Raw genomic sequence first — 23,179 nt, 5'->3', positions numbered from 1 at the left:
CCTACGGGTGCCACGGGTGAGCCCGGTACCAACGGTGCTGATGGCGCTACGGGTCCGACGGGTCCGACGGGTGCCACGGGTGCGGCTGGTACCAATGGTGCTGATGGCGCTACGGGTCCGACGGGTCCGACGGGTGCCACGGGTGAGCCTGGTACCAATGGTGCTGATGGCGCTACCGGTCCGACGGGTCCGACCGGTCCGACGGGTGCGACGGGTGCCGCCGGTACCAACGGTGCCGATGGTGCTACGGGTCCGACGGGTGCCACGGGTGAGCCCGGTACCAACGGTGCTGATGGTGCGACGGGTCCGACGGGTCCGACGGGTGCCACGGGTGCGGCTGGTACCAATGGTGCTGATGGTGCTACAGGTCCGACCGGTCCGACGGGTGCCACGGGTGCGGCTGGTACCAATGGTGCTGATGGTGCGACGGGTCCGACTGGCCCGACGGGTCCGACGGGTGCGGCTGGTACCAATGGTGCTGACGGTGCTACGGGTCCGACTGGCCCGACGGGTGCCACCGGTCCGACGGGGCCTGTTGGCCCGTCCCAGACCGCCACCAGTGCCGCCACGCTCGTGCCCGCCGGAGGCAGCGTTCAGGACGTCACGGCGACATGCCCTGCCGGAACCGTGTTGACCGGCGGAGGCGCCGTGAGCCAGTTGCAGAACCCGGACATCATCTGGACCGGGAGCGCTCCGGACACCTCCACCAACACCTGGCACGTCTCGGCATACAACAACGGCGCCACCCCGCAGACCGTCCAGTCGTACGCGGTCTGCATCCCCTCCTCCGGCGCGTGAAGTGACCAGTCCCAAGGGGAACGAACAGGGATCCGTCTAGGGTCCGGACAAGTCCCCCGCAGTCGCTGCCGCAGCAGATGAAGCCCTTCTGCTGCGGCAGCTTCCTGTTCCTTTCGGTACATCGCACAGCCCCGAGTTCTCCCGACCCGGTGCGACCGCTCCGGCGCGCGCCGACCGCACTCCGGCGAACGTCTGCGAAGGGATCGGCTCGCGTCCTCGGGGGCGGACTCCCGACGCCGGGGGAGGCAAGCGGCGTTCGCGCGCTGGTGGCGCCGTGCGAGGGTGGGCCCGGGAGGGGGGTGGGTCATGGACGAGCCGCGAGACGGGGGCACGGACCCCGACGGACGTTTTGTGCTGCATCGGTTCAACGGCGACGAGGTGTACCGCTTCAGATCGGCGGAGATGTGGTCGGGCCGCGCGAGCGACGACGGTCCGGACGTGGACGCGGTGCTCTGGTTCGAGCTCGCGGCCGATGACGACGCCATCCAGCGGTGCGAGGACACGGCGGATGCGGGCATGGCGCCGACCGCGGAAGTCGGCATCGGGCTGGCGGCGGCCGAAGCGGACGCCGACCGGCTGGTCGGGCGCACGTTCGTGATGCCGGGTGCGGCGGACGGCGAGGACTCGTGCATGGCGCTGCTCTATTACTACGAGCACGCGCCGCTGCGGGACAACCGGATCACGGTGCTCTCGCGCCACGGCGACCGCTTCCGACTGCATTGGACGGCGGTCTGCGAGGACGTGAACTTCTACGACGGGAGCAAGCCCCCGACCCGGGTGGAGATCGACGGCGAGTTCCTGTTCCGGGACGCCCGCACCTGAGAGCCTGTCGGGTGACCTCCGACCGGGCGGCCACGCCCCGGTCGCGCGGGTGCGCGGCTTGCGTCGCGCTCCGGAACGCCCCTGCCATGGACAGTGCGGTGTCGCCGACAAGGTTCGGCGCGGCGGTCAGGGACTTGCTGCCGTCGGGCGTGCGGTGTTTCTGATGAGGGAAACGCTACGTTGCATTCAATGACGAGGCAATGTTCCCGTTGCGTACATCAATCATCGTCCCAGGTGGGATTGAGACCATCATTGCAATTGTTCTGAGTTCAATGCAACAAGCTGAAACCTGTTCGGTGCAATTGATCGGCGGTGAACGCTATGGTGAGAACGCCACGGACATGAAGGAGGCCGCGATGCCAGGAGGCAGACTCACCCAGCAGGAACGTCAGCAGATCGCGCTCGGACTGGCCGACGGCCTCGCCTACGCGGAGATCGCCCGACGCCTCGACCGCCCGACCTCGACGATCACGCGCGAGGTGATGCGCAACGGCGGCCCCACCACCTACCGCGCCGACCTCGCCCACCGCGCCACCGAACGCCGCGCCCACCGCCGCAGAAAGGCCGCGCCCAGGGATCCCGGCTCGCCCGCGCAGGCCCATGGGCGCGATGCCGAAGCCGTGCGCGAGTACGAGGAGACGTTCACCACCGTCTTCATGCAATCGGGTCTGCCCAAGATGACGGCCCGGGTGCTGGCCGGTCTCTACACCACCGACGCCGGCAGCCTCACCGCCTCCGAACTCGCCGGGCGTCTCCAGGTCAGCCCGGCATCGGTCTCCAAAGCGGTCACGTTCCTCGAAGGCCAGGGCCTCATCCGCCGGGAGCGCGACGAACGCCGCCGCGAACGCTACGTCGTCGACGACGACGTCATGTACCAATCCACGATGGCCGGCGCCCGATCCACCGCCCACCTCGGTGAGATCGCCCGGCAGGGCGTGAGCGTCCTCGGCCCCGGCACCCCGGCCGCCGCCCGCCTGGAGAACATCGCCCGCTTCGTCGACTTCGTCTCCGAGAGCATCGCCCGCGCCGCGGACCAGGCCCGTGAAGTCCTCCACACGAAACCCGGAACGACCTCGGACAGCGCTGACTGAGCCGCCTGCGGATCGCGGGCCGACGGTCCCGGCGGTCGGCCGGGCCGGATGCCGGGGGCGGTGTCCGGAGGTGTCGCGCACCACCGGGGCGGCCGACGGCGCGGTGTTCGGCGTGGTGGCGGTCGTCCCGGTGGCGGTGGCCGCCCGGGTGTGCGCCGGACGCCGCACCGGATCGCCCTCGCCCCCGCCTCTTGTCTGATGTGACGTCAGGTACGACGATGGCCCCCGCGCCGTCAGGTGACGATGCGTCAGATTCCTTCGGGAAGGAGGCCGTTCGGTGCCGATACTGCCCACCGGGCCGCTGTCGTACGGGATGCAGCTCCCGATCCAGTCGCAGAGCACCATCTACGCGGAGGGGTGGGAGGCCGCGGCCACCCCCGCCGACCTCGCCGAGATCGCCCGCACCGCAGACCGCTCCGGCTTCGCCTACCTGGCGAGCTGTGACCACGTCGCGATCCCGCGACGGCTGGCCGGGGTGATGAGCACCGTCTGGTACGACCCGGTCGCCACCCTGGCCTTTCTCGCGGGGATCACCGAGCGGGTCCTGCTGATGAGCCATGTCGCCGTCGTCGGCCTGCGGCACCCGCTGGTCACCGCCAAGCAGTACGCCACACTCGACCACCTCTGCGGCGGCCGGCTGATCCTCGGGGTCGGGGCCGGGCACGTGCCCGAGGAGTTCGGGGCGCTCGGGGCGGACTTCGACGGGCGGGGCGGGGTCCTCGACGAGACCATCGACGCGCTGAAGGCGGCGCTGGGCCCCGAGGAGTACCCGGAGTTCGCGGGGGAGCGGTTCTCCTTCGCCGGTCTCGGGCAGCGGCCGCGTCCGGCCCAGGAACGGGTGCCCGTCTGGGTGGGGGGATCCTCGCCCGCCGCCGTGCGCCGGGCCGCGGTGCGGGGCGACGGCTGGCTGCCGCAGGGTGATCCGCGGGAGAAGCTGCCCGCGCAGATCGCGCGGCTGAGGGAGCTGCGCGAGGCGGCCGGGATCGAGGCCCCGATCGTCATCGGCGCGATCACCGAGCCGCTGTACATCGGCGAGCCGGAATGGTCCGTCGGGCGGCGCACCCTCAGCGGGAAGCCGGAGGCCGTCGCGGAGTCGCTGCGCGCGTACGGAGCCATGGGCGTCCATCAGATCCAGGTGCGGTTCCGCAGTCGGAGCCGTGGCGAACTGACCGACCAGATGGCGGCGTTCGCCGCCGAGGTCGCACCCCATCTCGACAGTTGAGGAGTCAGGACATGGGCAAGCTGGACGGACGGGTCGTACTGATCAGCGGCGCGGCGCGCGGACAGGGTGAGCAGGAGGCGCGGCTCTTCGCCTCGGAGGGCGCGCGCGTGGTGATCGCCGACGTGCTCGACGAGCAGGGGGAAGCGCTGGCCGAGGAGCTGGGGAAGGATGTGGCCCGGTTCGTGCGGCTGGACGTGAGCCGGGAGGAGGACTGGCGGTCCGCCGTCGCCGCGGCGAAGGACGCCTTCGGGAAGATCGACGGGCTGGTCAACAACGCGGGGATTCTCCGGTTCAACGAGCTGGTGGCCACGCCGCTGGAGGAGTTCCAGCAGGTGGTGCAGGTCAACCAGGTGGGCGCGTTCCTCGGGATCAAGAACGTCGCGCCGGAGATCGAGGCCGCCGGCGGCGGGACCATCGTCAACACCGCCTCGTACACGGGGCTGACGGGCATGGCGTTCGTGGGGGCGTACGCCGCCACCAAGCACGCGGTGCTCGGGCTGACCAAGGTGGCCGCGGTGGAGCTGGCCGCGAAGGGCATACGGGTCAACGCCCTGTGCCCCGGGGCCGTGGACACCGCGATGACCAATCCGGCGGCGCTGGACCCGGCCGCGGACCCGGAGGAGTCCAGGGCGGCGGTGGCCGAGCTGTACCGCAAGCTCGTACCGCTGGGGCGGATCGGGCAGCCGGAGGAGGTGGCCGCGCTGGCGCTCTTCCTGACCTCGGACGACTCCTCGTACATCACCGGGCAGCCGTTCGTCATCGACGGGGGATGGCTGGCCGGGGTCAGTCTGTTCTGAACGTTCCTGACGATGCGTCAGGTATTGACGGGTGCGGGTGCCGGTGGAACAGTCGGACGCATCACGATCTGACGATGTGTCAGAAAACGATTGAGGACGGTGAATCCCCTTGGAATTCGGGCTCTTTGTACAGGGGTACGTGCCCGCCGCACGGGCCAGGACCGACCCCGGGGCAGAGCACAAGGCGCTGATCGAGGAGACCGAGTACGTCATCCAGGCGGACAAGTCCGGCTTCAAGTACGCCTGGGCCTCCGAGCACCACTTCCTGGAGGAGTACTCGCATCTCTCCGCCAACGATGTGTACCTGGGCTACCTCGCGCACGCCACCGACCGCATCCACCTCGGATCCGGCATATTCAACCCGCTCGCCCCCGTCAACCACCCGGTGAAGGTGGCCGAGAAGGTCGCCATGCTCGACCACCTCTCCGAGGGCCGGTTCGAATTCGGCTCCGGGCGCGGGGCCGGCAGCCACGAGATCCTGGGCTTCATGCCGGGCATCACCGACATGAACCACACCAAGGAACTCTGGGAGGAGACCATCGCCGAGTTCCCCAAGATGTGGCTCCAGGACGAGTACGTCGGCTTCCAGGGCAAGCACTGGTCACTGCCGCCGCGCAAGATCCTGCCCAAGCCGTACGGGAAGTCGCACCCGGCGATGTGGTACGCGGCCGGTTCGCCGTCCTCGTACGCGATGGCGGGCAAGAAGGGGCTCGGCGTGCTGGGCTTCAGCGTGCAGAAGGTCTCCGACATGGAGTGGGTCGTCGAGTCGTACAAGACGGCCGTCAAGGAGGCCGAACCCGTCGGGGACTTCGTGAACGACAACGTCATGGTCACCTCCACGGCCATCTGCGCCGAGACGCACGCCAAGGCCGTCGAGATCGCGGTGGGCGGCGGGCTGAACTACCTGCAGTCGCTGCTGTTCCGCTACCACGACACGTTTCCCCGGCCGGAGGGCATCCCGGAGTGGCCCGAGCTGCTGCCGGAGTACTCCGAGGAGATCATCGAGCTCCTGATCGCCGAGGAGCTGATGATCTGCGGCGATCCGGACGAGGTGCTGCGGCAGTGCAAGCGGTGGGAACAGGCGGGGGCCGACCAGCTGAGCTTCGGGCTGCCGATCGGGATCAGCCGTGAGGACACGCTCAACTCGATCAAGCTGATCGGTGAGCACGTGATCCCGGAGATCGACACGGACCCGGTGCACCGGACCTCGCGGTTCCGGGGCGCGGCGGGCCGCGCGTAGGGCCCGTCCCGGGGCGACACGGGTGAGCAGGGGGTGCGGGTGCGGCGCAGCCGTGGGCCGGACGCGCCTGCGGCGGGCCCGCCCCGCCTCCTCCCGTGACCGGGGGCTCCGCCCCCGCGCTCCTCGATCGCCGCAGGGGCCGGAATGAGACCAGCGGCGTCTTCCCGGATCGCCGCTCCGTGCAGCCGGGGTGCGTACCGCGGCCGTGCGCACCCCGGCCGCACACCCCCGCCCTCGCGACGGGAAACACGTACTCGCGGGGCAGAACACGGAAGGGAACACCCGTCATGCTCGACCACCTCATCCGCGGCGCGACCGTCGTGGACGGCACAGGCGGACCCTCGTACCCCGCCGACGTCGGCCTGCGCGACGGCCGCATCGCCGTCATCGCCGAACCGGGCACGCTCACCGAGGAGGCCGTCACCACCGAGGACGCCACCGGCCTGGTCCTCGCGCCCGGCTTCGTCGACCCGCACACCCACTACGACGCCCAGCTCTTCTGGGACCCGTACGCCACCCCGTCCATGAACCACGGTGTCACCACCGTCGCCGGGGGCAACTGCGGATTCACCCTCGCCCCGCTCCATCCCGGACGCCCCGGCGACGCCGACTACACCCGCCGCATGATGGCGCGGGTGGAGGGCATGGCCCTCAAGGCCCTGGAGGAGGGCGTCGACTGGAGCTGGTCCAGCTTCCGCGAGTACCTCGACGCGCTCGAAGGGCGGATCGCCGTCAACGCCGGGTTCATGGTCGGCCACTGCGCCCTGCGCAGACACGTCATGGGCGCCGACGCGATCGGCGGACAGCCCACCCCCGAGCAGCTCGACGCGATGCTCGCCCTCCTCCACGACGCGATGGACGCCGGGGCCTGGGGACTGTCCACCACCCAGTCCGCCACCCACTCCGACGGGGACGGACGACCGGTCGCCTCCCGGCACGCGCTCCCCGAGGAACTCCTCGCGCTCTCCCGCGCCGTCGGCGAACACGAGGGCACCCAGCTCGAAGCGATCGTCGCGGGCTGCCTCGACCAGTTCTCCGACGAGGAGATCGAGCTCCTCGTCGACATGACCGCCACCGCCGGACGCCCGCTGAACTGGAACGTCCTCACCATCGACGCCGCCGTGCCCGAACGCGTGCCGCGCCAGCTCGTACCGAGCGAACGCGCCCGCCGGGCCGGCGGGCGGATCGTCGCGCTCACCATGCCGATCCTCACGCCCATGAACATGTCGCTGGGCACCTTCTGCGCCCTCAACCTGATCCCCGGCTGGGGCGACATCCTCGCCCTCCCCGTACCCGAACGCATCGAGCGGCTGCGCGACGCGGCCACCCGCGCCGAGATGCTCCGCCGCGCCGACAGCAAGGAGGCCGGTGTCTTCCGCCGCCTCGCCGACTTCGGCCGGTACGTCATCGGGGACACCTACACCGCGGCCAACGAAGGGCTCAGCGGCCGTGTCGTGGGCGACATCGCCACCGAACGCGGACAGGACCCCTTCCACTGCCTCGTCGAGATCTGCGCCGCCGACGACCTGCGCACGGTGCTGTGGCCCATGCCCACCGACAACGACCCCGACTCCTGGGAGCTGCGCCGCCGCACCTGGGCGCACGAGGACGTCATGCTCGGCGGCTCCGACGCGGGCGCGCACCTGGACCGGATGTGCGGCGCCCCGTACACCACCCGTTTCCTCGGCGACTGCCTGCGCCGACGCAAACTCGTCCCCCTCGAACAGGCCGTCCGGATGCTCACCGACGATCCCGCCCGTCTCTTCGGGCTCCGCGACCGCGGCCGGATCGAGGAGGGCTTCCACGCCGACCTCGTCCTCTTCGACCCCGAGCGCATCGACGCCGGGCCCGCCACCCTCGTGCACGACCTGCCCGGCGACAGCCCCCGCCTCGACTCCAGGGCCATCGGCATCGTGTCGGTCCGGGTCAACGGTGTGGAGACCCTGCGCGACGACAAGGTGACCGGCGCGGTCCCCGGCACGGTGCTGCGCTCCGGCCGCGACACCCGGACGGTGAGCACCGTATGAGCGACGGAAGCCCGGCACGCGACAGGAAGCAGCGTCTGTTCATCGGCGGGCGGTGGACCGAACCCGACCACGGCCACTACGAGGTGATCAACCCGGCCACGGAGGAGGTCGTCGGCCTCGCCCCCGAGGCGAGCCGCGAACAGGTGCACGCGGCGGCGTCCGCGGCCCGTGAGGCCTTCGCCGACTGGTCGCGCACCCGTCCCGAGGAGCGGGCCGCCGTCCTCGACCGGGCCGCCGACCTGATACAGCGCGACCTCGCAGGCAACGCCGCACTCGCCCAGGCGGAGAGCGGCGCCACCACGGGTACGGCCAGGGGCATGCAGGTCGCCGTCGGCGCCGCCCGCTTCCGCCGGTACGCCAGGGGGGCCCTGGAGCCGGTCGAGGAAGCCGTCGCACCGCAGATCAACGAGGCCGGTCCGATGGGGCGGGCCGGTGTCTTCGGGGCACTGGCCGTACGCCAGCCGGTCGGCGTCGTCACCTGCGTCACCTCGTACAACAACCCGTGGGCCAACCCGGCCGGCAAGGTCGCTCCGGCCCTGGCCATGGGCAACACGGTCGTCGTGAAGCCCGCGCCGCAGGACCCGCTCTCCGTCTACCGGATGGCCGAGGCGCTCGAAGAGGCGGGCGTTCCGCCGGGCGTGGTCAACGTCGTCACCGGATCGGGTCCCGAGGCGGGCGAGGCCGCCGTCGGCTCACCGGACGTCGACATGGTCAGCTTCACCGGCTCCACGGCCGTCGGGCAGCGCATCGCCGAGGTGTGCGGGCGTTCCATGAAGCGGCAGCTGATGGAGCTGGGCGGCAAGGGGGCCGCCGTCGTTCTCGACGACGCGGACCTCGACTCCGCGGCGGCGGGCATCGGCACCACGTTCTCCTTCTACAGCGGCCAGATCTGTACGGCCCCGACCCGCGTCCTCGTGCAGCGCGCAGCCCATGACGCCCTGATCGAGAAGCTCACCGCGTACGCGGCGCATCTGAAGGTCGGGGACCCGACGGCCCGGGGCACGGTCGTCGGGCCGGTCATCTCCGCCGCCCACCGCGACCGTGTCGAGTCGTACGTCGAACTCGGCCGGAAGGAGGGGGCGAGAGTCGTCACCGGCGGCGAACGTCCGGCCGGTCTCGACCGGGGCTTCTACGTCGCGCCCACCCTCCTCGCCGACTGCACCAACGACATGCGCGTCGTCCGGGAGGAGATCTTCGGCCCGGTCGTCGTGGTGGTCCCCTTCGACGACGAGGAGGAGGGCATCGCACTCGCCAACGACAGCGACTACGGGCTGATCGACTACGTCTGGTCCTCGGACGTGGCACGGGCCTTCCGGGTGGCCCGGCGGCTGCGGGCCGGCGGGGTCGGTGTGAACACCATCGGGCGGAACATGGAGGCCCCGTTCGGCGGGTTCAAGAAGAGCGGTGTCGGGCGCGACGTCGGTTCGTACGCCCTGCACGCGTACAGCGAACTCCAGGCGATCGTCTGGCCGGGCTGAGAGCCTGTCGGGTGACCTCGGACCGGATGGCGGGGCGTGGCCGCCCGGTCGGAGGTCACCCGACAGGCTCTGAGGCGGCGCACCCCGCGGGTGTCCGCTGAGCGAACACCCGCGGGAAAATTTTGAATCACCACAAAACGGACAGTGCTGCGATTCCCGTACGGTGTTGCGATCGGGTGTCGGCCTCACATTGGAAGGAGGTTATTGAAAACAGCCTTCAATTCAATCCTGTGTGACCGTCATGTTTCTTGAATGTTAAGGGTGAGTTGGCGGAGCCTCGGACTCCGAATGTGGATATCGCAGCGCATACCGTCCTCTACATGACACAGCTGGACGTGCGGCCGCAGGCCGGAGACCCGGTACGGGACGCCGCCCCGGCCGACGGTGTACGCGGCAAGGGCCTCGGCGGGAACTCCGTCGGCCTGATGGGCAGCGCCGTCATCGGCATCTCCACCGTCGCCCCCGTCTACTGCCTCACCTCCACCCTCGGTTCCACCGCGGGTGAGGTCGGCCTGCAGATGCCCGCCGTCTTCCTGGCCGGCTTCCTGCCGATGCTGCTCGTCGCATTCGCGTACCGCGAACTCAACAAGGCCGTGCCGGACTGCGGCACGTCCTTCACCTGGACGGTGAAGGCGTTCGGCCCGCGCGTCGGCTGGATGTGCGGCTGGGGCCTGGTCATCGCGACGATCATCGTGCTGTCGAACCTGGCGGGTGTCGCCACCTCGTACTTCTGGCTCCTGGCGGGCGAGATCTCGGGCAGCGGCTCGATCGCCGCCCTGGACCACAACAAGCCCGTCCACATCCTCACCTGTCTGATCCTGATCGCGGTCGCCACGGCGATCAGCTATCGGGGGATGACGGCCACCAAGGGCATCCAGTACGCCCTGGTGGGCCTTCAGCTGGTCGTCCTCGCGCTGTTCGTGGTGATGGCCGTGCAGAAGGCGCACAGCGGGGAGTTCGCCTCGTCGCTGCACTTCTCCTGGTCCTGGCTGAACCCGTTCGCGGTGAAGTCGTTCGCGACGTTCACGGCGGGCCTGTCGCTGTCCATCTTCATGTTCTGGGGGTGGGACACCTGTCTGACCGCCAACGAGGAGACCATCGGCAGCGAGAAGACCCCCGGACGCGCCGCCCTCATCGCGATGGTCGTGCTCGTCGGCTCCTATCTGGCGACCGGTGTCGCCGCCCAGATGGCCGTCGGCTCCGGCGGCTCGGGCCTGGGCCTCGCCAACCGGGACACCTCCGACAACGTCTTCGCCGCACTCGCAGGCCCGATCATGGGCCCCGGCCTCGGCGTCCTGCTCTTCGTCGCCGTCCTGGCCTCCGCCGCCGCCAGCCTGCAGACCACCTTCATCCCGGTGGCCCGCACGGTCCTGGCGATGTCCACGTACGAGGCCCTGCCCGCCTCGTACGCCCGCGTCCACCCGCGCTTCAAGACGCCGGGGAGGGCCACCGTCACGGCGGGCGTGGCGACCGGTGTCTTCTACACGGTCATGACCCTGGTCAGTGAGCACGTGCTGGTCGACACGATCTACGCGCTCGGCCTCATGATCTGCTTCTACTACGCGCTGACGGCCTTCGCCTGCGCCTGGTTCTTCCGTGCCGAACTGACCCGCTCGGTCCGCGACCTGGTCTTCAAGGGCCTCTTCCCGGTCCTCGGCGGCATCCTGCTCGCCGCGGTCTTCGGCAAGACCCTCTACGACATGTGGAACCCGGCGTACGGCTCCGGTTCGTCCGTCTTCGGGGTCGGCTCGGTCTTCGTGATCGGTGTCGGGCTGCTGCTGCTCGGGGTGGTGCTGATGCTGGTGATGCAGCGCCGCAGCCCGGCGTTCTTCCGCGGTGAGGTGCTGACGAAGGAGACCCCGGCGCTGGTGGTGGCGGACTGAGGGGTGAACGCCCTCGGGTGCGTGTCGCTCAGGGCGAAGCGGCTCCGGGGCCGGAGCCCGTTCAGCCCGCGCGCCAGTAACCCAGGGCGTTCACCCGCTCCTTGGCGACGGCCAGGTCCTTGCGCACGTACGCGGCGAGGGTCCTGGTCGTCGCCGTGTCGCAGGCGATCCAGACGTACGCGTCGGACGGGTCGGCGCCCAGCAGGCCGGGGAGTGCGGACTTCACCTCGGCGACCAGACCGGCGCCCCCGTCGCGGCGCGGTACCCGGTGCAGGGTGTGGTGGGCCGGGTCCAGACGGAACGGAAGCTTCTCGTCCGAGGCGTGCGTCGTCTCGAACCAGAGGGTGGCCGGGGTCCGTGGGACGGCGTCCAGCAGGGAGTTGATCGCGGGCAGCGAGGCCGGGTCGCCGATCACGAAGAGCCGGGCGGGCGCCGGTTCGGGCAGGCCGAAGCCGGTGCCCTGGAGGGTCGCCTCGATCGTGTCGCCCGGTTCGGCCCGTCGGGCCCAGTCGCTCGCGGCGCCGTTGTGCAGGGCGAACTCCAGGCTGAACGTGCCGGCGGCCGGGTCCGGGTCGACCAGGGTGTAGGCGCGCTGGTGCGGTCTGCCGCCGTTGTGCTCGAACCAGATCCTGACCCACATCGTCGGGTGCGCGCCGCCGGTCGCGGCGAGCAGCCCGCCGTCGGTGAGGTGCACCCGGTGGAAGTCCTCGGTGACCCGTTCGGTCCCGGTCACGGTGAACGTGAAGTCCCGTCCCCGCATCAGCTTGAGGACGACGCCCTCCCAGCCATGTCCCACAGCCGCCCCTCCCCGCTCCGAAGAATTATTTAGGTTAGGCTAACCTAAATTTCAGGGGGTCGGGAATACGGCGATCGAGCAAGGGGCGGGATGCGGCATGCGTGGAGACGTCTACCGGGACGACTGGGGCATACCTCATCTGCGGGCGGACGACGTCCTCGAACTCGCCCGTACCCAGGGCCGCAACGCGGCCCGGGACCGCGCCTGGCAGATCGAGGTCGAACGGCACCGGGTGTGCGGCACCACCGCCGCGTTCCTCGGCGCGGACGCCGTGGACTGGGACCGGTTCGCCCGTCGGGCCCGGCTGGCCGACACCGCGCGGCGCTGCTTCGACCGGCTGGAGCGTGTCGCGCCGCGCACCGCCGAGTGGGTCGTCGCGTATGTCGAGGGCGTCAACGAGGGCCTGGCCGAAGGAGCCGCCGCCGCACCGGAGTTCGCGGCCGCCGGGACCGTTCCGGGGCGATGGGAGCCCTGGACCCCGCTGGGCGTCTGGCTCTCCACCCACATCCTGTTCGCGGGCTTCCCCGCCAAGCTCTGGCGCGAGGAGGTCGCCCGCCGGCTCGGCGCGGAGGCGATCGGGCTCTTCGCCACCGACGGCCCCGGCGCCGCCGGTTCCAACGGCTGGCTGCTGACGGGCGACCGCACCGCCACCGGGTCACCGCTCGTCGCGGGCGACCCGCACCGCTTCATCGAGGACCCGGGCGTCTATCAGCAGATCCGCCTGGCCTGCCCCGAGTTCGACGTGGTGGGCCTCGCCGTCCCCGGCGTGCCCGGCATCGCGCACTTCGGGCACACGGGCGGCGTCGCCTGGGCGATCACCAACGCGATGGCCGACTACCAGGACCTGTACCGGGAGCGGTTGCGGCGTACGGCGGCGGGCGGGGTCGAGGCGCTGGGCCCCGGAGGCTGGGAACCGGCCGCCGTCCACACCGAGACGATCGAGGTGGCGGGCGCGGATCCGGTCGTGGTCGAGATCATCGAGACCGAACGCGGGCCGGTGATCATCGGTGGCGTGGACCGCGGCCCGGACCGTGTCCCGGACGGCGGGCCGGACCGTGTCCCGGACGGCGGGCCGGGCGGCGGGCCGGGCGGCGGGACGGATGGCGGGACGGACGGCGGACCGGACGGCGGGCCGGACCGTGTCCTGGACAGCGGAACGGATGGCGGAGCGGGCGCCGGGACGGATGCCGGGCCGGATGGTGAGGTGAGCGGTGAGGCTGACGGCATCAGCCTCCGCTATCCGCCCCGCGTCACGCACGAGCTGGGCTTCGAGGCGCTGCCCGCCCTGCTCCGGGCCCGTACCGTCGCCGATCTGGACACCGCCCTGGACCTCTGGGCGGAGCCGGTCAACGTCGTCCTCGCCGCCGACACCGGCGGCGCCACCCTGCACCGGGTCGCCGGTCACGTTCCGCTGCGCCCGCACGAGAACCGGCTGCGCGTCGTACCGGCGCACGACCCCGCGTACGCCTGGCGTGGCCGCCATGCGCCGATGCCGCGTGCCGAGATCGAGGAGGCGGAGGTGATGGCCAACGCGCGCGGTCTCGCCGCCCCGCTCGGTGTCGAGTTCGCGCCCCCGCACCGGGCGGCGCGCATCCGGGAACTGCTCGGCCGGTCCGACCACTGGTCCGCCAAGGGCATGACGGACATCCACACCGACACCCGTCTCGCCTCCGCCCGCCCGTTGCTGGAACTGCTGGCAGGGGCGACGGGGCTCAGCCCCGGGGCCGCCCGGCTGCGGGACCGGCTGCTGCGCTGGGACCGTCACATGGAGGCCGACAGCACGGACGCCACGCTCTACGCGGCCGTGCGTGCCGATCTCGTCCACCGGCTGGCCGGCCACCCCGCCCTGGCCGCCGTCACCGGCTCCGCCGACCCGGCCCGCTCACCCGCGTACCCGGTGATGTTCCGCCCCTGGCTGGCGGCGGTGCCGAGAATCGCGTACGCCCTGGAGACCCTGCTGACACACGGCCCGCTGCCGCCCGCCGACCGGCAGTCGGCCGTCGCGGCGGCGGCCGAGGCGGTGGCGGCCCGGTGCGCGGCGGGCACCTCGCCGCGCGCCTGGGGCGAGGCGCACCGCGCGGCCCCCTGGCAGGCGCTCCCGGGCGCCGAGGAGGTCTGGCCGGGCCTCGCCGGTGACCACGACTGCGTGCTCTCCACCTCCAGCGTTCCCGGCATCACCGACCGTTTCGCCCGGGGACCTGCCGCCCGCTACGTCTGGGACCTCGCCCGGCGCGAGGACAGCCTGTGGGTGGTCCCGTTCGGGGCGTCCGGGATCCGCGGCGACGCCCACCACCGTGACCAACTGCCGCTGTGGGTACGGGGCGAGCTCGCGCCCGTGGTCACCGACTGGAACAAGCTGCACCGAACGGAGAAGAGAACAAGGATGACCGCCGACCCCGCCGTGCGCACCCCCGTCCACGAGCAGGAGGTCCCCGGCTTCGGGGCCGTCCGCCTCGTCCCCGTGGACCCCGCCGCGGACCTCGATCTGATCCACGGCTGGGTCACCGAGGAGCGCGCCAGGTTCTGGGGCATGGGCGACGCGAGCCGTGAAGAGGTCCTGGAGACCTATGAGTTCCTGGACTCGCTCACCACGCACCACGCCCATCTGGCCCTGCGCGACGGCGTCCCGGTCGCCCTCTTCCAGACGTACCAACCGGCCGCCGACCCGCTGGCCGACTGCTACGACGTCCGCCCCGGGGACTTCGGTGTCCACCTTCTGATCGGCCCCGGCGACACCACCGAACGCGGCTTCACGGCCGCACTGCTCTCGGTGCTCATCGGCTACGTCTTCAGCGACCCGGCGCACCTGCGGATCGTGGTGGAGCCGGACGCCCGCAACGAGAAGGCCCTCGCGCGGCTGGTCCGGGCGGGCTTCGAACTCGGCCCGGAGATCGACAAGCCGGAGAAGCGGGCCCGGCTGGCATTCCTGAGCCGGGCGGCCGACGCGGGGGTGACTGCCGTGGGGGCGTAGAGGGCCGGGTACGGACGGGCCGGCCTCAGAGCCTGTCGGGCGACCTCCGACCGGGCGGGCGCGGTCCGGCACGCACGCTTCCCGCGTTGTCGTCGGTCGCCGATGCTCCTTCCCGCTCTCAGCCGCGTTCGAGCAGGGGCCCCGTCCGACTCCCTCCTCCGCTTCAGAACCGCACGCACCGGACCGCGTTCACCATCCGGTCCGAGGCCACCCGGCAGGCTCTCAGGCGGCCCGTTCTCTGACGTCGTCCACGACGTGCTGGTCCAGTGCCGCGCGCACCAGAGCGGCCGCGAGCACGGCGGGCCCGTGACCGTCGGCCGGTTCGGCCTGCTCGTCCCGTCCGGCCGGTTCGTCCTGTCCGGCTTCCCCGGCCTGCTCCGCGAGCCGTGCGAGCTTCGCCGGTGAGGCGGGCAGCCCGAGCTTCTCGGCGCCCTGTAGTGCCTTTCCGTCCAGGAACGGCGCGGTCTCCGGCCACACCGCCTGTACCTCGCGCACGAAGATGTCCGCACCGGCCGGGCCCATGCCCGGGGTCCTGCGCAGCCCGCCGCGCAGCACGTCCAGGTCGCCGTCCGCCTCCCTGCGCAGCCGCCTCAGATCGCCTCCGTACTCGAACAGCAGCAGCTCCGCCCCGTCGCTGAGCTGCGTGGCGGTCCGTTCGTCGTAACGCCGGTAGCCGCCCTCGCCCAGAGCGTCGACGCGCTCCTGCCACGTCGCCGCGATCATCCGGTCCGGGGAGCGCAGGCCGTGGGCGAAGAGTGCGCGGGCCGCGGCCACTGCCACGGACGCCCGGATGCGTGCGCTCAACAGATCGCTGAGCACCAGGAGTTGGTACAGGGGCTGCGGGGTGTTCCGCAGCCGGATGCCGGCCTCGGCGGCGTACGTGGTGCCGTAACGGCTGAGCAGAACCTCCACGGTGCTGCGGGCGGTCACCGGGATCCGCCCCCTTCCTCGGCCGCGACCTGCTGGAGCGTGCGCCCCGTCCGGGCCGACCGTGCCCGGTACGGGTCGGGTGTGCCCGGCCCGTCATGGGTGGCGCGTTTGTCCTTGGCCTTGATCAGCAGCCATATCTCGCCGCCCGGCGCGCCGCTCTCGTCGCGCCCCTTGAAGCGCGTGAGCGCGAACTCGCCGTGCAGCTTGGTTCCGTCGAGCCAGAAGGTCGCGTGCCCGTCCTCCAGCGACTGTTCGAACGGCACCGGTCTGCCCCGGCGGTCGTGGCTGAGCGGACGGTAGGTGCCCTGGTCCCACACGATCACCGTGCCGCTGCCGTACTCGCCCTTGGCGATGACGCCCTCGAACGTCCGGTACTCCAGCGGATGGTCCTCCGTGGGGACGGCCAGCCGCCGTTCGCGGGGATTCTCCGAAGGTCCGCGCGGCACCGCCCAGGACTTCAGCACGCCGCCGACCTCCAGCCGGAAATCGAAGTGCATGCGGCGCGCCTGATGGATCTGTACGACGAAGCAGGGCGCCGCGCCCGTCCCCCCGCCGTCGCCGCGTGGCTCCGCGGTCACGTCGAAGTGCCGTTTGCCGCGATAGTCCCGGAGCCGGTCGTCGTTCCCGCCGGTCACATCCATGCGGACACCTCCTCCGGCAGCCCCGCCCGGTGCCCCTCTTCCACTGTGACGCCCCCGGCCGCGAAGCGCACAGGGACGCACGGGGACGAGGGCGCGTCGGCAGCAAGGACCGCTTGTATGTCGACATCAAGTATCTTGATATCGAGATCATCTGTGGCGCGGCAGAGACGGCGCAGGACGCGCCCCACAGTCCCGTACCCCCGGCGGGCACACGACGGCAGTTACGGCACCTCGCCGCGCTGTCGGAACATCCGCCTGCATCCGGTATGCGGACGTCCCTCCGTCTTTCGATGCGCCGCATCCGACGCCGCGCGGCGATCCACCAGGGATCACGGGAGAGCCCTCAGGGTCCTTCGTTCGGATCGTGCCGCGCCGGTCCGAACGAAGGAACCTAACCTTCCAGGAACACCGGATTGGTGAGCGCCGCCGGCGCCCCCGGCAGCCCCGGTACCGTCGCCGGGTGCCGGACCTCGGCCCGCACATAGGCGGCGTAGGCCGGCGTCGTACGCCACTGGACCGCCCCCGCCCCCGACTCCGGCAGCACGGCCGTGAACAGCGTGCCCTGGTCGGTGACGAAGTGCGCGGTGCACCCGGGCGCCCCGGTCACCTCCAGCCGCACGGTGACCGGGGTGTCGTCGCCGTCCACCCGCAGCCGCTCGCCGATCCCGGCGTGCAGTCCGTGTCCGCTCGAGGCGTCGAATGACAGGGTGACGGCGGACGACTCGGCGATGTACGAGCGCCCGGCCCGGATCCCGGCCGTGATCGCCCCGCGCGACAGCTCGTCGGCGAGGACGACGGTCTGCGGCAGTCCCACCCTGTCCGGCTCCCGGTGCGCGTCGCTGTTGCCCATCGCCGGAACCCACGGCTTCGACGAACGGACGGCGGCGACCAGGGAGTTGTCCCACTCGGCCAGGGCGATCTCGTCCTCCGGGGTGTAGGCCCCGTTCCACACCTCCACCGCGTCCGCCTCACCGAAGCCGAACTTCCAGTGGCAGCCGATGCAGGTGGCGTGCGGATGCGCGGGCACGACCAGGCCACCGGCCCGCCGCACGGTCTTCGCGTAGTGCCCGAACCGGTTGTCGCGGGCCCGGTAGCGCCAGTCGACGAATGTGCCCGGGTCGGTGCCGAGCGCGATCACATGCCCGTTGCGGGTGGTGATCTCCTCGCCCGTGAGGACGAGCAGATCGTCGCCCCACAGCCCGCCCCACGCGCCGTGCGCGGAGTACGTGTTGTGCTCGCTGCTGTTGATGAAGTCGAGCCCGGCCGCGCGAGCGGCGGCGGCGATCTCGGCCGGGGTGCGCTTCCCGTCCGAGTGGACGGAGTGGAGATGACAGTCCCCGCGGTACCAGGCGCGCCCGCGCCCCTTCGCCCGTTCCGGCGGGTACACGGGCTTCGGCGTGGACCCGGTGGGACCGAAGCGCAGGGTGATCGTCACCTCGTACGGGAGCCCATCCGGGGCGACGGTGTACGGCCCGAGGGCGATGTGCCAGGTCCCGGCCCGCACCGGCCCCGCGATGTAGCCGGGCGTCGCCTCGTCGGCCCGGATGAAGAAGCTGCTGCGGGCCCCGCCGGACCAGCCCCGGAACCCGCGCCCGCCCAGCTCCGTGCCGCGTTCGTCGAAGATGCCGATGTCGAGGGCGTTGCCCTGCGTCCCGGCCGGGACGGGCGTCCTCTCGTACGTGTACGAGACGGCGATCTCCCGTACCCCGCCCGGCACTTCGACCGGCAGATACACGTAGTCGGGCGACCCGGTCGGCAGGGTGCCGCGCACGGTCACGGTCCGGTCGGGGGCGTCGTTGCCGGTCGCGGCGTCGGCGAAGCTCACGGTGCCCAACGTTAGAGCGGTGGCCGCCGTCCCGACGAGAAGGCCGCGCCTGGCCATCGGACGGCCGTGGGCGGATTGCGATGAGGACATACGGGTGACTCCCCGGGGTGTCGTGGTGGCGAGGATGACGTACTCGACCCTGGCGGGAAGCCGTGAACTCCGGAAGAACGCCGGGAGGCACGAACGGGGCCCGTGCTCCGCGGCACTCGGCTTTCCGCACCGCACGGCATACGTTGGGGCCGTCACCGGACCACGACGGAGGTGTCCTCGTATGCGGATCGCCACAACGATCTTCCTCACCGATGAGACGATCACGCCGCTGCGGCTCGCCCGCGAGCTCGAGCAGCGCGGTTTCGCCGGGCTCTATCTGCCCGAGCACACCCATATCCCGGTGAGCAGGGACACCCCCTACCCGGCCGGTGGCGAGCTCCCGCCCGAATACGGCCGCACCCTCGACCCCTTCGTCGCTCTCGCGCAGGTTGCCGCGGTCACCGAGCACCTCGCCCTCGGCACCGGCATCACGCTCGTCGCCCAGCACGATCCGATCGACCTGGCGAAGCGGATCGCCACCCTCGACCATCTCTCCGGCGGCCGGTTCACGCTGGGCCTCGGCTACGGCTGGAACGTCGAGGAAGCCGCGGACCACGGGGTGGACTGGTCGACGCGCCGTGACCTCACCCGCGACCGGATGGCCCTGATGCGCGCCCTGTGGTCGGCCGAACCGACCGCGTACGAGGGCGAGTTCGGCTCGGTGAGCGCCAGCCACGCGTACCCGAAGCCGGTCCAGGAGCCACGCGGCCCGGTGAACGGCCCCCGCACCCTGATCGGCGGCGCGGCGGGCCCGAGGCTGTTCACGCACATCGCGCAGTACGCGGACGGCTGGCTCCCGATCGGCGGACGCGGCCTGACGGAGTCCGTACCGAGGCTGCGCGAGGTGTGGGAGGCGGCCGGCCGGGACCCGAAGCAACTCCAGGTGGTGCCGTACGCGGTACTCCCGAGCCCGGGCAAGCTGGCGCACTACGCGGAGCTGGGTATCGAGGAAGTCGTACTCCAACTGCCCCCGGCGGGGGAAGCGGAGGTGCTGCGCACACTGGACGGCTACGCGGAACATCTGTGAGCAGTGCAACCGTCGGCCCGGTACGTGCATCTTCCCCATTCAGAGATCGATCGGGACCGGGGACGGGAGCACGATGAACAGGCCGGTGCGACACGTGGCCATCTTCTGCGGACTGCTGGTGCTGGCCCTGCTGCTGCGGGCGAACTGGCTCCAGCACATCCGCAGCGAGTCACTGGCCACCGACGAGCACAACCGCCGGGTGAAGATCACCCAGTTCGCCACCCCGCGCGGCGACATCATCGTGGGCAGCCGGGCGATCACCGGCTCCAAGGCGGTCGACGGCACCGACTTCAAGTACCGGCGGACCTTCCGGCAGGGCCCGATGTACGCCCCGGTCACCGGCTACGCCTCCCAGGCGCAGGGCATGTCCCTGCTGGAGAAGACGTACGACACCATCCTCAGCGGCCAGGACGACCGGTTCGCGTTCCGGCACGCCAAGGACATCCTCACCGGCGAGCAGCGGCGCGGCGGCGACGTGATCACCACGATCGACCCGAAGGCGCAGAAGGCCGGCTACCAGGGGCTGACCGCTCTCGGCGCACGCGGCGCGGTGGTCGCTCTGGACCCGCGTACGGGAAAGGTCCTGGCCCTCGTCTCCACTCCCTCGTACGACCCCACCGTCTTCGCCGGGAACTCGTTCAAGGAGGGCGACCGCTTCCAGGCCCTCGTCAAGGACAAGCGCAAGCCGCTCGCGAACCGCCCGCTGCGCGAGACCTTCCCGCCCGGCTCGACGTTCAAGATCCTCACGGCGGCCGCGGCCCTGGAGAACGGCGTGGTCACCGACGTCGACGCGGCGTCCGACGCCGTCTCCCCGTACCCCCTGCCGCTCTCCACGAACAAGATCAGCAGCGAGGCCGGTGACGCGGTGTGCGCCAATGCGTCCATGAAGACCGCGATGCAGTACTCCTGCAACAACGTCTTCCTCGACGCGGCGTCCAAGGTCGGTGCCGCCAAGATGCGCGAGACGGCGGAGAACTTCGGCTTCAACTCCGATGTGTACTCGGACGAGTTCGGAGACATGCTCGCCACCAGGAGCCTCTACCCGAAGGAACTGGACAAGCCCGGAACGGCGCTGACCGGTATGGGCCAGGGCAGTCTCACCAGCACGCCGATGCAGATGGCCATGGTGACGGCCGCCCTCGCCAACGACGGCAAGCTGATGCAGCCGTACATCGTCGAGGAGCTGCGCGGTCCGGACCTGTCGGTCCTGGAGAGGAACGAGCCGAAGCTCAAGAGTCAGGCCGTGTCGGAGGAGACGGCGAAGAAGGTCCAGGAAATGATGGAGTTCACCGCCAAGGAGGGCAGCGCCCAGCGGGCCCTGATCGACGGCGTCACGGTCGGCGGCAAGACCGGTACGGCGCAGCGCGGCGTGAACGTGAAGGACGAGGTGCCGTACGGCTGGTTCGTCTCGTACGGAAAGAAGGCCGACGGCCGGTCGGTGGCGGTCGCGGTGTTCATCGACCCGACGGACATGGACATCTCGCGCCAGGACATCTCGGGCGGACGCCTCGGCGCTCCGATCGCGAAGAACGTGATGCGGGCCGTGCTGGGGGAGTAGCCCGCACCGCACGCCCCGACGGGGGCGCTCGTCGCGCCTCGCCGACGGTGGCGGCGTGCACCGGCCCGCCGCCTCCCTGCACCCACGGACGACGCCCCGGGGCGGAAGCGGCCGGTCCGCGCGGGACCGCGCCCCGTCGGCGGGCCGTTCCCGGCCCGCCGCGAGATCACTTCACCGTGACGGCATCGCCGGTGGAGACGACCTTCATGGTCGTGGTCGTACCGAGGAACGCCCAGCGCCAGCTGCCCGAGGCGGTGGCCTTCACCGTCGTGCGCAGATGGCCCTTGCTGTCCGTCGTCGCCGTCTTCACGGTGTGGTAGGCGCCGCCGGGCGTCTTGTACTGCAGCTTCACCACCTGTCGGGTGAACGCGTGGTATTTGAGGTCCGTCCAGTTGGCCCGCGACAGCTTCCCGGTGACGGTCAGGGTGCCGCCCTTCCTGACCGGCTCGGGCGTGGCGTCCGTGGTCAGGGTCGCGGCGCGCTTCACCTTGAACAAGGCGATGCGGTCGGAGATCCAGTAGTCGCGGTCATTTGCCTGGACCGTGGCGTTGACCTGCCAGTTCCCCGCGACCGAGTTGGCGTCCCAGCCCTCGTTGCCGCTTCCGTACGAGTCGATCCATGCCGGGTCGATCTGCATCGTTGCCGTGCACACGGACGTTGTCGCGCTGACCTTCCTGCACGTCGTGCCGAGGTGGTCGACCGGTCCGTGGGCGTTGGTCGTGTTGAACGCGGACACATCGGTGACCCCCTTCACCCCCGAGTTGTCCTTGATCGTCATGGTGATCGGGAACAGCTTGATGTTCTTGACCCCGACGATCACGTTGCTGCCGCCGTTCACAACGGTCTTGGTGACCCGGATGTCACCCCGCCCCTCCGCGTGAGCGGCCGGAGCCACCGCGATCCCCGTGGCCACCGCCCCGACCACGCATGCCGCAGCGATTCTTCTGCGCATGTCCCACCCCTGTTCTCCCCTGCCTCGTGACAGCGGGAGAACAGGGTAGCGATCCCCGGATCCGCCCTGTGTGTAGGGATTCCGGGACGGCCTCGGTCGGATCTCCGGCAGGCGGACCGATGTTGTGCGCATGTCGGCGGCGTGTGAGGCGAGTCGCTCGTCGTTCCGGTGGCCTGCCGTTCGCGGCCGGTGGCGGGGCGCTTCTCCGGGCGCCCGCCCCGACCTCGTACGGCTACCAGTGGTACGCGAACGGCAAGGCGATCTCCGGCGCGACCAAGTCCTCGCTGACGCTCAAGTCCGCCCGGCGCGGCAAGAAGATCACCGTGAAGGTGACCGCCCGCCGCACCGGCCACGCCAGTGGTACCGCGACCAGCAAGGCGACCAAGGCGGTCGCCCGCTGACGCAGTCGAGCCGAACACAAGGGCCGGGCGACCCCGCACCAGACGGTGCGGCGCCCGGCCCTTGCGCGTACGGGTGCCCGGCGTTCTCGGCCTGTGTCGAACGTCAGCGCGGCGTCAGTGCGAGCGCTTCGGAGCAACCGGAGGAACCCGCCCCCACCCTGACCGAGTTGCCCGGTTCCACTCTCACCCCGGAACCGGGCAGCACAACGACACCACCTCCGGGGCCGGGCAGCACCACAACGCCGCCCCCGGAGCAGAGCAGCCCAACGGCACCGCCCCCGGAGCCGGGTCAGACGACGACACCGCCCCCGGAGCAGGGCAAGTCACCGCAACAGCCGCCGCAGAGCTACAGCGGAACGGCGACTTTCTTCGACTCCAACGGGGGGCCGGGGGCATGCGGCCGAGCAATCACAAACGGCGATTTCGTCGTCGCGCTCGACCCCAGCATGTTCGGATCCGGATTCCCGCCTCCTCAGTGCGGAAGGAAGGTCGTAGTCACGCACAACGGGAAGTCCGTAACCGCGACGGTCCTTGACGCGAGCCCGACTTCGGGAAGGTACGGCCTCGATCTGACACCCGCCGTATTCCAGGCACTCGCCCCCCTCGACCAGGAGATGATCGACATCACCT

Annotated in this window: 18 protein-coding genes and 1 pseudogene; 14 read left to right on the top strand and 5 right to left on the bottom strand. The window is 71.0% G+C overall.

The window, feature by feature from the left end; all coding sequences use genetic code 11:
- The first annotated feature begins 648 nt into the window (after window positions 1-648).
- The 10 genes from ACIQCZ_RS20955 (at window position 649) to ACIQCZ_RS20910 (ending at window position 11,358) form a co-directional block, all read left to right on the top strand.
- On the top strand, window positions 649-798 hold the full coding sequence (locus ACIQCZ_RS20955) for a hypothetical protein (protein ID WP_376283995.1): 150 nt from the start codon (window positions 649-651) through the stop codon (window positions 796-798).
- Between the two features lie 306 nt (window positions 799-1,104).
- A complete protein-coding gene (locus tag ACIQCZ_RS20950) occupies window positions 1,105-1,620 on the top strand; it encodes a hypothetical protein (protein ID WP_402284015.1) in 516 nt (171 codons plus the stop codon).
- A gap of 356 nt (window positions 1,621-1,976) precedes the next feature.
- Window positions 1,977-2,711, top strand: coding sequence for a helix-turn-helix domain-containing protein (locus ACIQCZ_RS20945; protein ID WP_402284014.1), 735 nt, complete (start codon window positions 1,977-1,979; stop codon window positions 2,709-2,711).
- Between the two features lie 70 nt (window positions 2,712-2,781).
- Window positions 2,782-2,910 carry a hypothetical protein gene (locus ACIQCZ_RS20940; RefSeq protein WP_402284013.1) on the top strand — a complete coding sequence of 43 codons (129 nt, stop codon included), beginning with the start codon at window positions 2,782-2,784 and terminating at the stop codon, window positions 2,908-2,910.
- 78 nt (window positions 2,911-2,988) lie between these two features.
- Window positions 2,989-3,933, top strand: a complete 945-nt coding sequence (locus ACIQCZ_RS20935) for an LLM class F420-dependent oxidoreductase (RefSeq protein ID WP_402284011.1) — start codon at window positions 2,989-2,991, stop codon at window positions 3,931-3,933.
- Between the two features lie 11 nt (window positions 3,934-3,944).
- On the top strand, window positions 3,945-4,730 hold the full coding sequence (locus ACIQCZ_RS20930) for an SDR family NAD(P)-dependent oxidoreductase (protein ID WP_402284009.1): 786 nt from the start codon (window positions 3,945-3,947) through the stop codon (window positions 4,728-4,730).
- Between the two features lie 109 nt (window positions 4,731-4,839).
- On the top strand, window positions 4,840-5,970 hold the full coding sequence (locus ACIQCZ_RS20925; RefSeq protein WP_402284007.1) for an LLM class flavin-dependent oxidoreductase: 1,131 nt from the start codon (window positions 4,840-4,842) through the stop codon (window positions 5,968-5,970).
- Window positions 5,971-6,257: 287 nt separating this feature from the next.
- Window positions 6,258-7,997, top strand: coding sequence for an amidohydrolase family protein (locus tag ACIQCZ_RS20920; protein WP_402284005.1), 1,740 nt, complete (start codon window positions 6,258-6,260; stop codon window positions 7,995-7,997).
- A complete protein-coding gene (locus ACIQCZ_RS20915; RefSeq protein WP_402284003.1) occupies window positions 7,994-9,475 on the top strand; it encodes an aldehyde dehydrogenase family protein in 1,482 nt (493 codons plus the stop codon). The genes ACIQCZ_RS20920 and ACIQCZ_RS20915 overlap by 4 nt, the downstream gene beginning before the upstream one ends.
- Window positions 9,476-9,795: 320 nt before the next feature.
- On the top strand, window positions 9,796-11,358 hold the full coding sequence (locus ACIQCZ_RS20910) for an APC family permease (protein WP_402284001.1): 1,563 nt from the start codon (window positions 9,796-9,798) through the stop codon (window positions 11,356-11,358).
- A 61-nt stretch (window positions 11,359-11,419) separates the two neighbouring features.
- Here the strand turns inward: ACIQCZ_RS20910 and ACIQCZ_RS20905 are convergent, their stop codons facing one another.
- Window positions 11,420-12,154, bottom strand: a complete 735-nt coding sequence (locus tag ACIQCZ_RS20905) for a siderophore-interacting protein (protein WP_402284000.1) — start codon at window positions 12,152-12,154, stop codon at window positions 11,420-11,422.
- Window positions 12,155-12,251: 97 nt separating this feature from the next.
- Between ACIQCZ_RS20905 and ACIQCZ_RS20900 the strand changes: the two genes are divergently transcribed.
- Window positions 12,252-15,125 (top strand): GNAT family N-acetyltransferase, encoded by a 2,874-nt coding sequence (locus tag ACIQCZ_RS20900; RefSeq protein WP_402283998.1) that lies wholly within the window; start codon window positions 12,252-12,254, stop codon window positions 15,123-15,125.
- Window positions 15,126-15,347: 222 nt separating this feature from the next.
- Here the strand turns inward: ACIQCZ_RS20900 and ACIQCZ_RS20895 are convergent, their stop codons facing one another.
- From ACIQCZ_RS20895 to ACIQCZ_RS20885, 3 genes are all read right to left on the bottom strand, one after another.
- Window positions 15,348-16,061, bottom strand: a complete 714-nt coding sequence (locus tag ACIQCZ_RS20895) for an endonuclease (RefSeq protein ID WP_402284196.1) — start codon at window positions 16,059-16,061, stop codon at window positions 15,348-15,350.
- The gene (locus ACIQCZ_RS20890; RefSeq protein ID WP_402283997.1) at window positions 16,052-16,696 is read right to left on the bottom strand and encodes a DNA polymerase ligase N-terminal domain-containing protein; all 645 of its coding nucleotides are present in this window, start codon (window positions 16,694-16,696) and stop codon (window positions 16,052-16,054) included. Before ACIQCZ_RS20890 ends, ACIQCZ_RS20895 begins: the two co-directional genes overlap by 10 nt.
- A gap of 391 nt (window positions 16,697-17,087) precedes the next feature.
- The gene (locus ACIQCZ_RS20885) at window positions 17,088-18,578 is read right to left on the bottom strand and encodes a CehA/McbA family metallohydrolase (protein ID WP_402284194.1); all 1,491 of its coding nucleotides are present in this window, start codon (window positions 18,576-18,578) and stop codon (window positions 17,088-17,090) included.
- A 214-nt stretch (window positions 18,579-18,792) separates the two neighbouring features.
- Here ACIQCZ_RS20885 and ACIQCZ_RS20880 point away from each other — a divergent pair, with 214 nt between their 5' ends.
- A complete protein-coding gene (locus ACIQCZ_RS20880; RefSeq protein ID WP_402283995.1) occupies window positions 18,793-19,638 on the top strand; it encodes an LLM class F420-dependent oxidoreductase in 846 nt (281 codons plus the stop codon).
- 73 nt (window positions 19,639-19,711) lie between these two features.
- Window positions 19,712-21,196: a peptidoglycan D,D-transpeptidase FtsI family protein gene (locus tag ACIQCZ_RS20875; protein ID WP_402283994.1), complete on the top strand. Its 1,485-nt coding sequence runs from the start codon at window positions 19,712-19,714 to the stop codon at window positions 21,194-21,196.
- 166 nt (window positions 21,197-21,362) lie between these two features.
- Here ACIQCZ_RS20875 and ACIQCZ_RS20870 read toward each other — a convergent pair whose 3' ends face one another.
- A complete protein-coding gene (locus ACIQCZ_RS20870) occupies window positions 21,363-22,148 on the bottom strand; it encodes a hypothetical protein (protein ID WP_402283992.1) in 786 nt (261 codons plus the stop codon).
- 209 nt (window positions 22,149-22,357) lie between these two features.
- Between ACIQCZ_RS20870 and ACIQCZ_RS20865 the strand changes: the two are divergent.
- Window positions 22,358-22,549 (top strand): annotated as a pseudogene (locus ACIQCZ_RS20865) (glycoside hydrolase Chb); the annotation flags it as partial.
- Window positions 22,550-23,179: the final 630 nt, after the last annotated feature.

The sequence above is a fragment of the Streptomyces sp. NPDC093149 genome (assembly GCF_044754145.1).
In the GTDB taxonomy this organism is placed as follows: Bacteria; Actinomycetota; Actinomycetes; order Streptomycetales; family Streptomycetaceae; genus Streptomyces.
The sequence above is the reverse complement of the archived record's forward strand: the minus strand, read 5'-3'. Positions and strand labels throughout refer to the sequence as shown.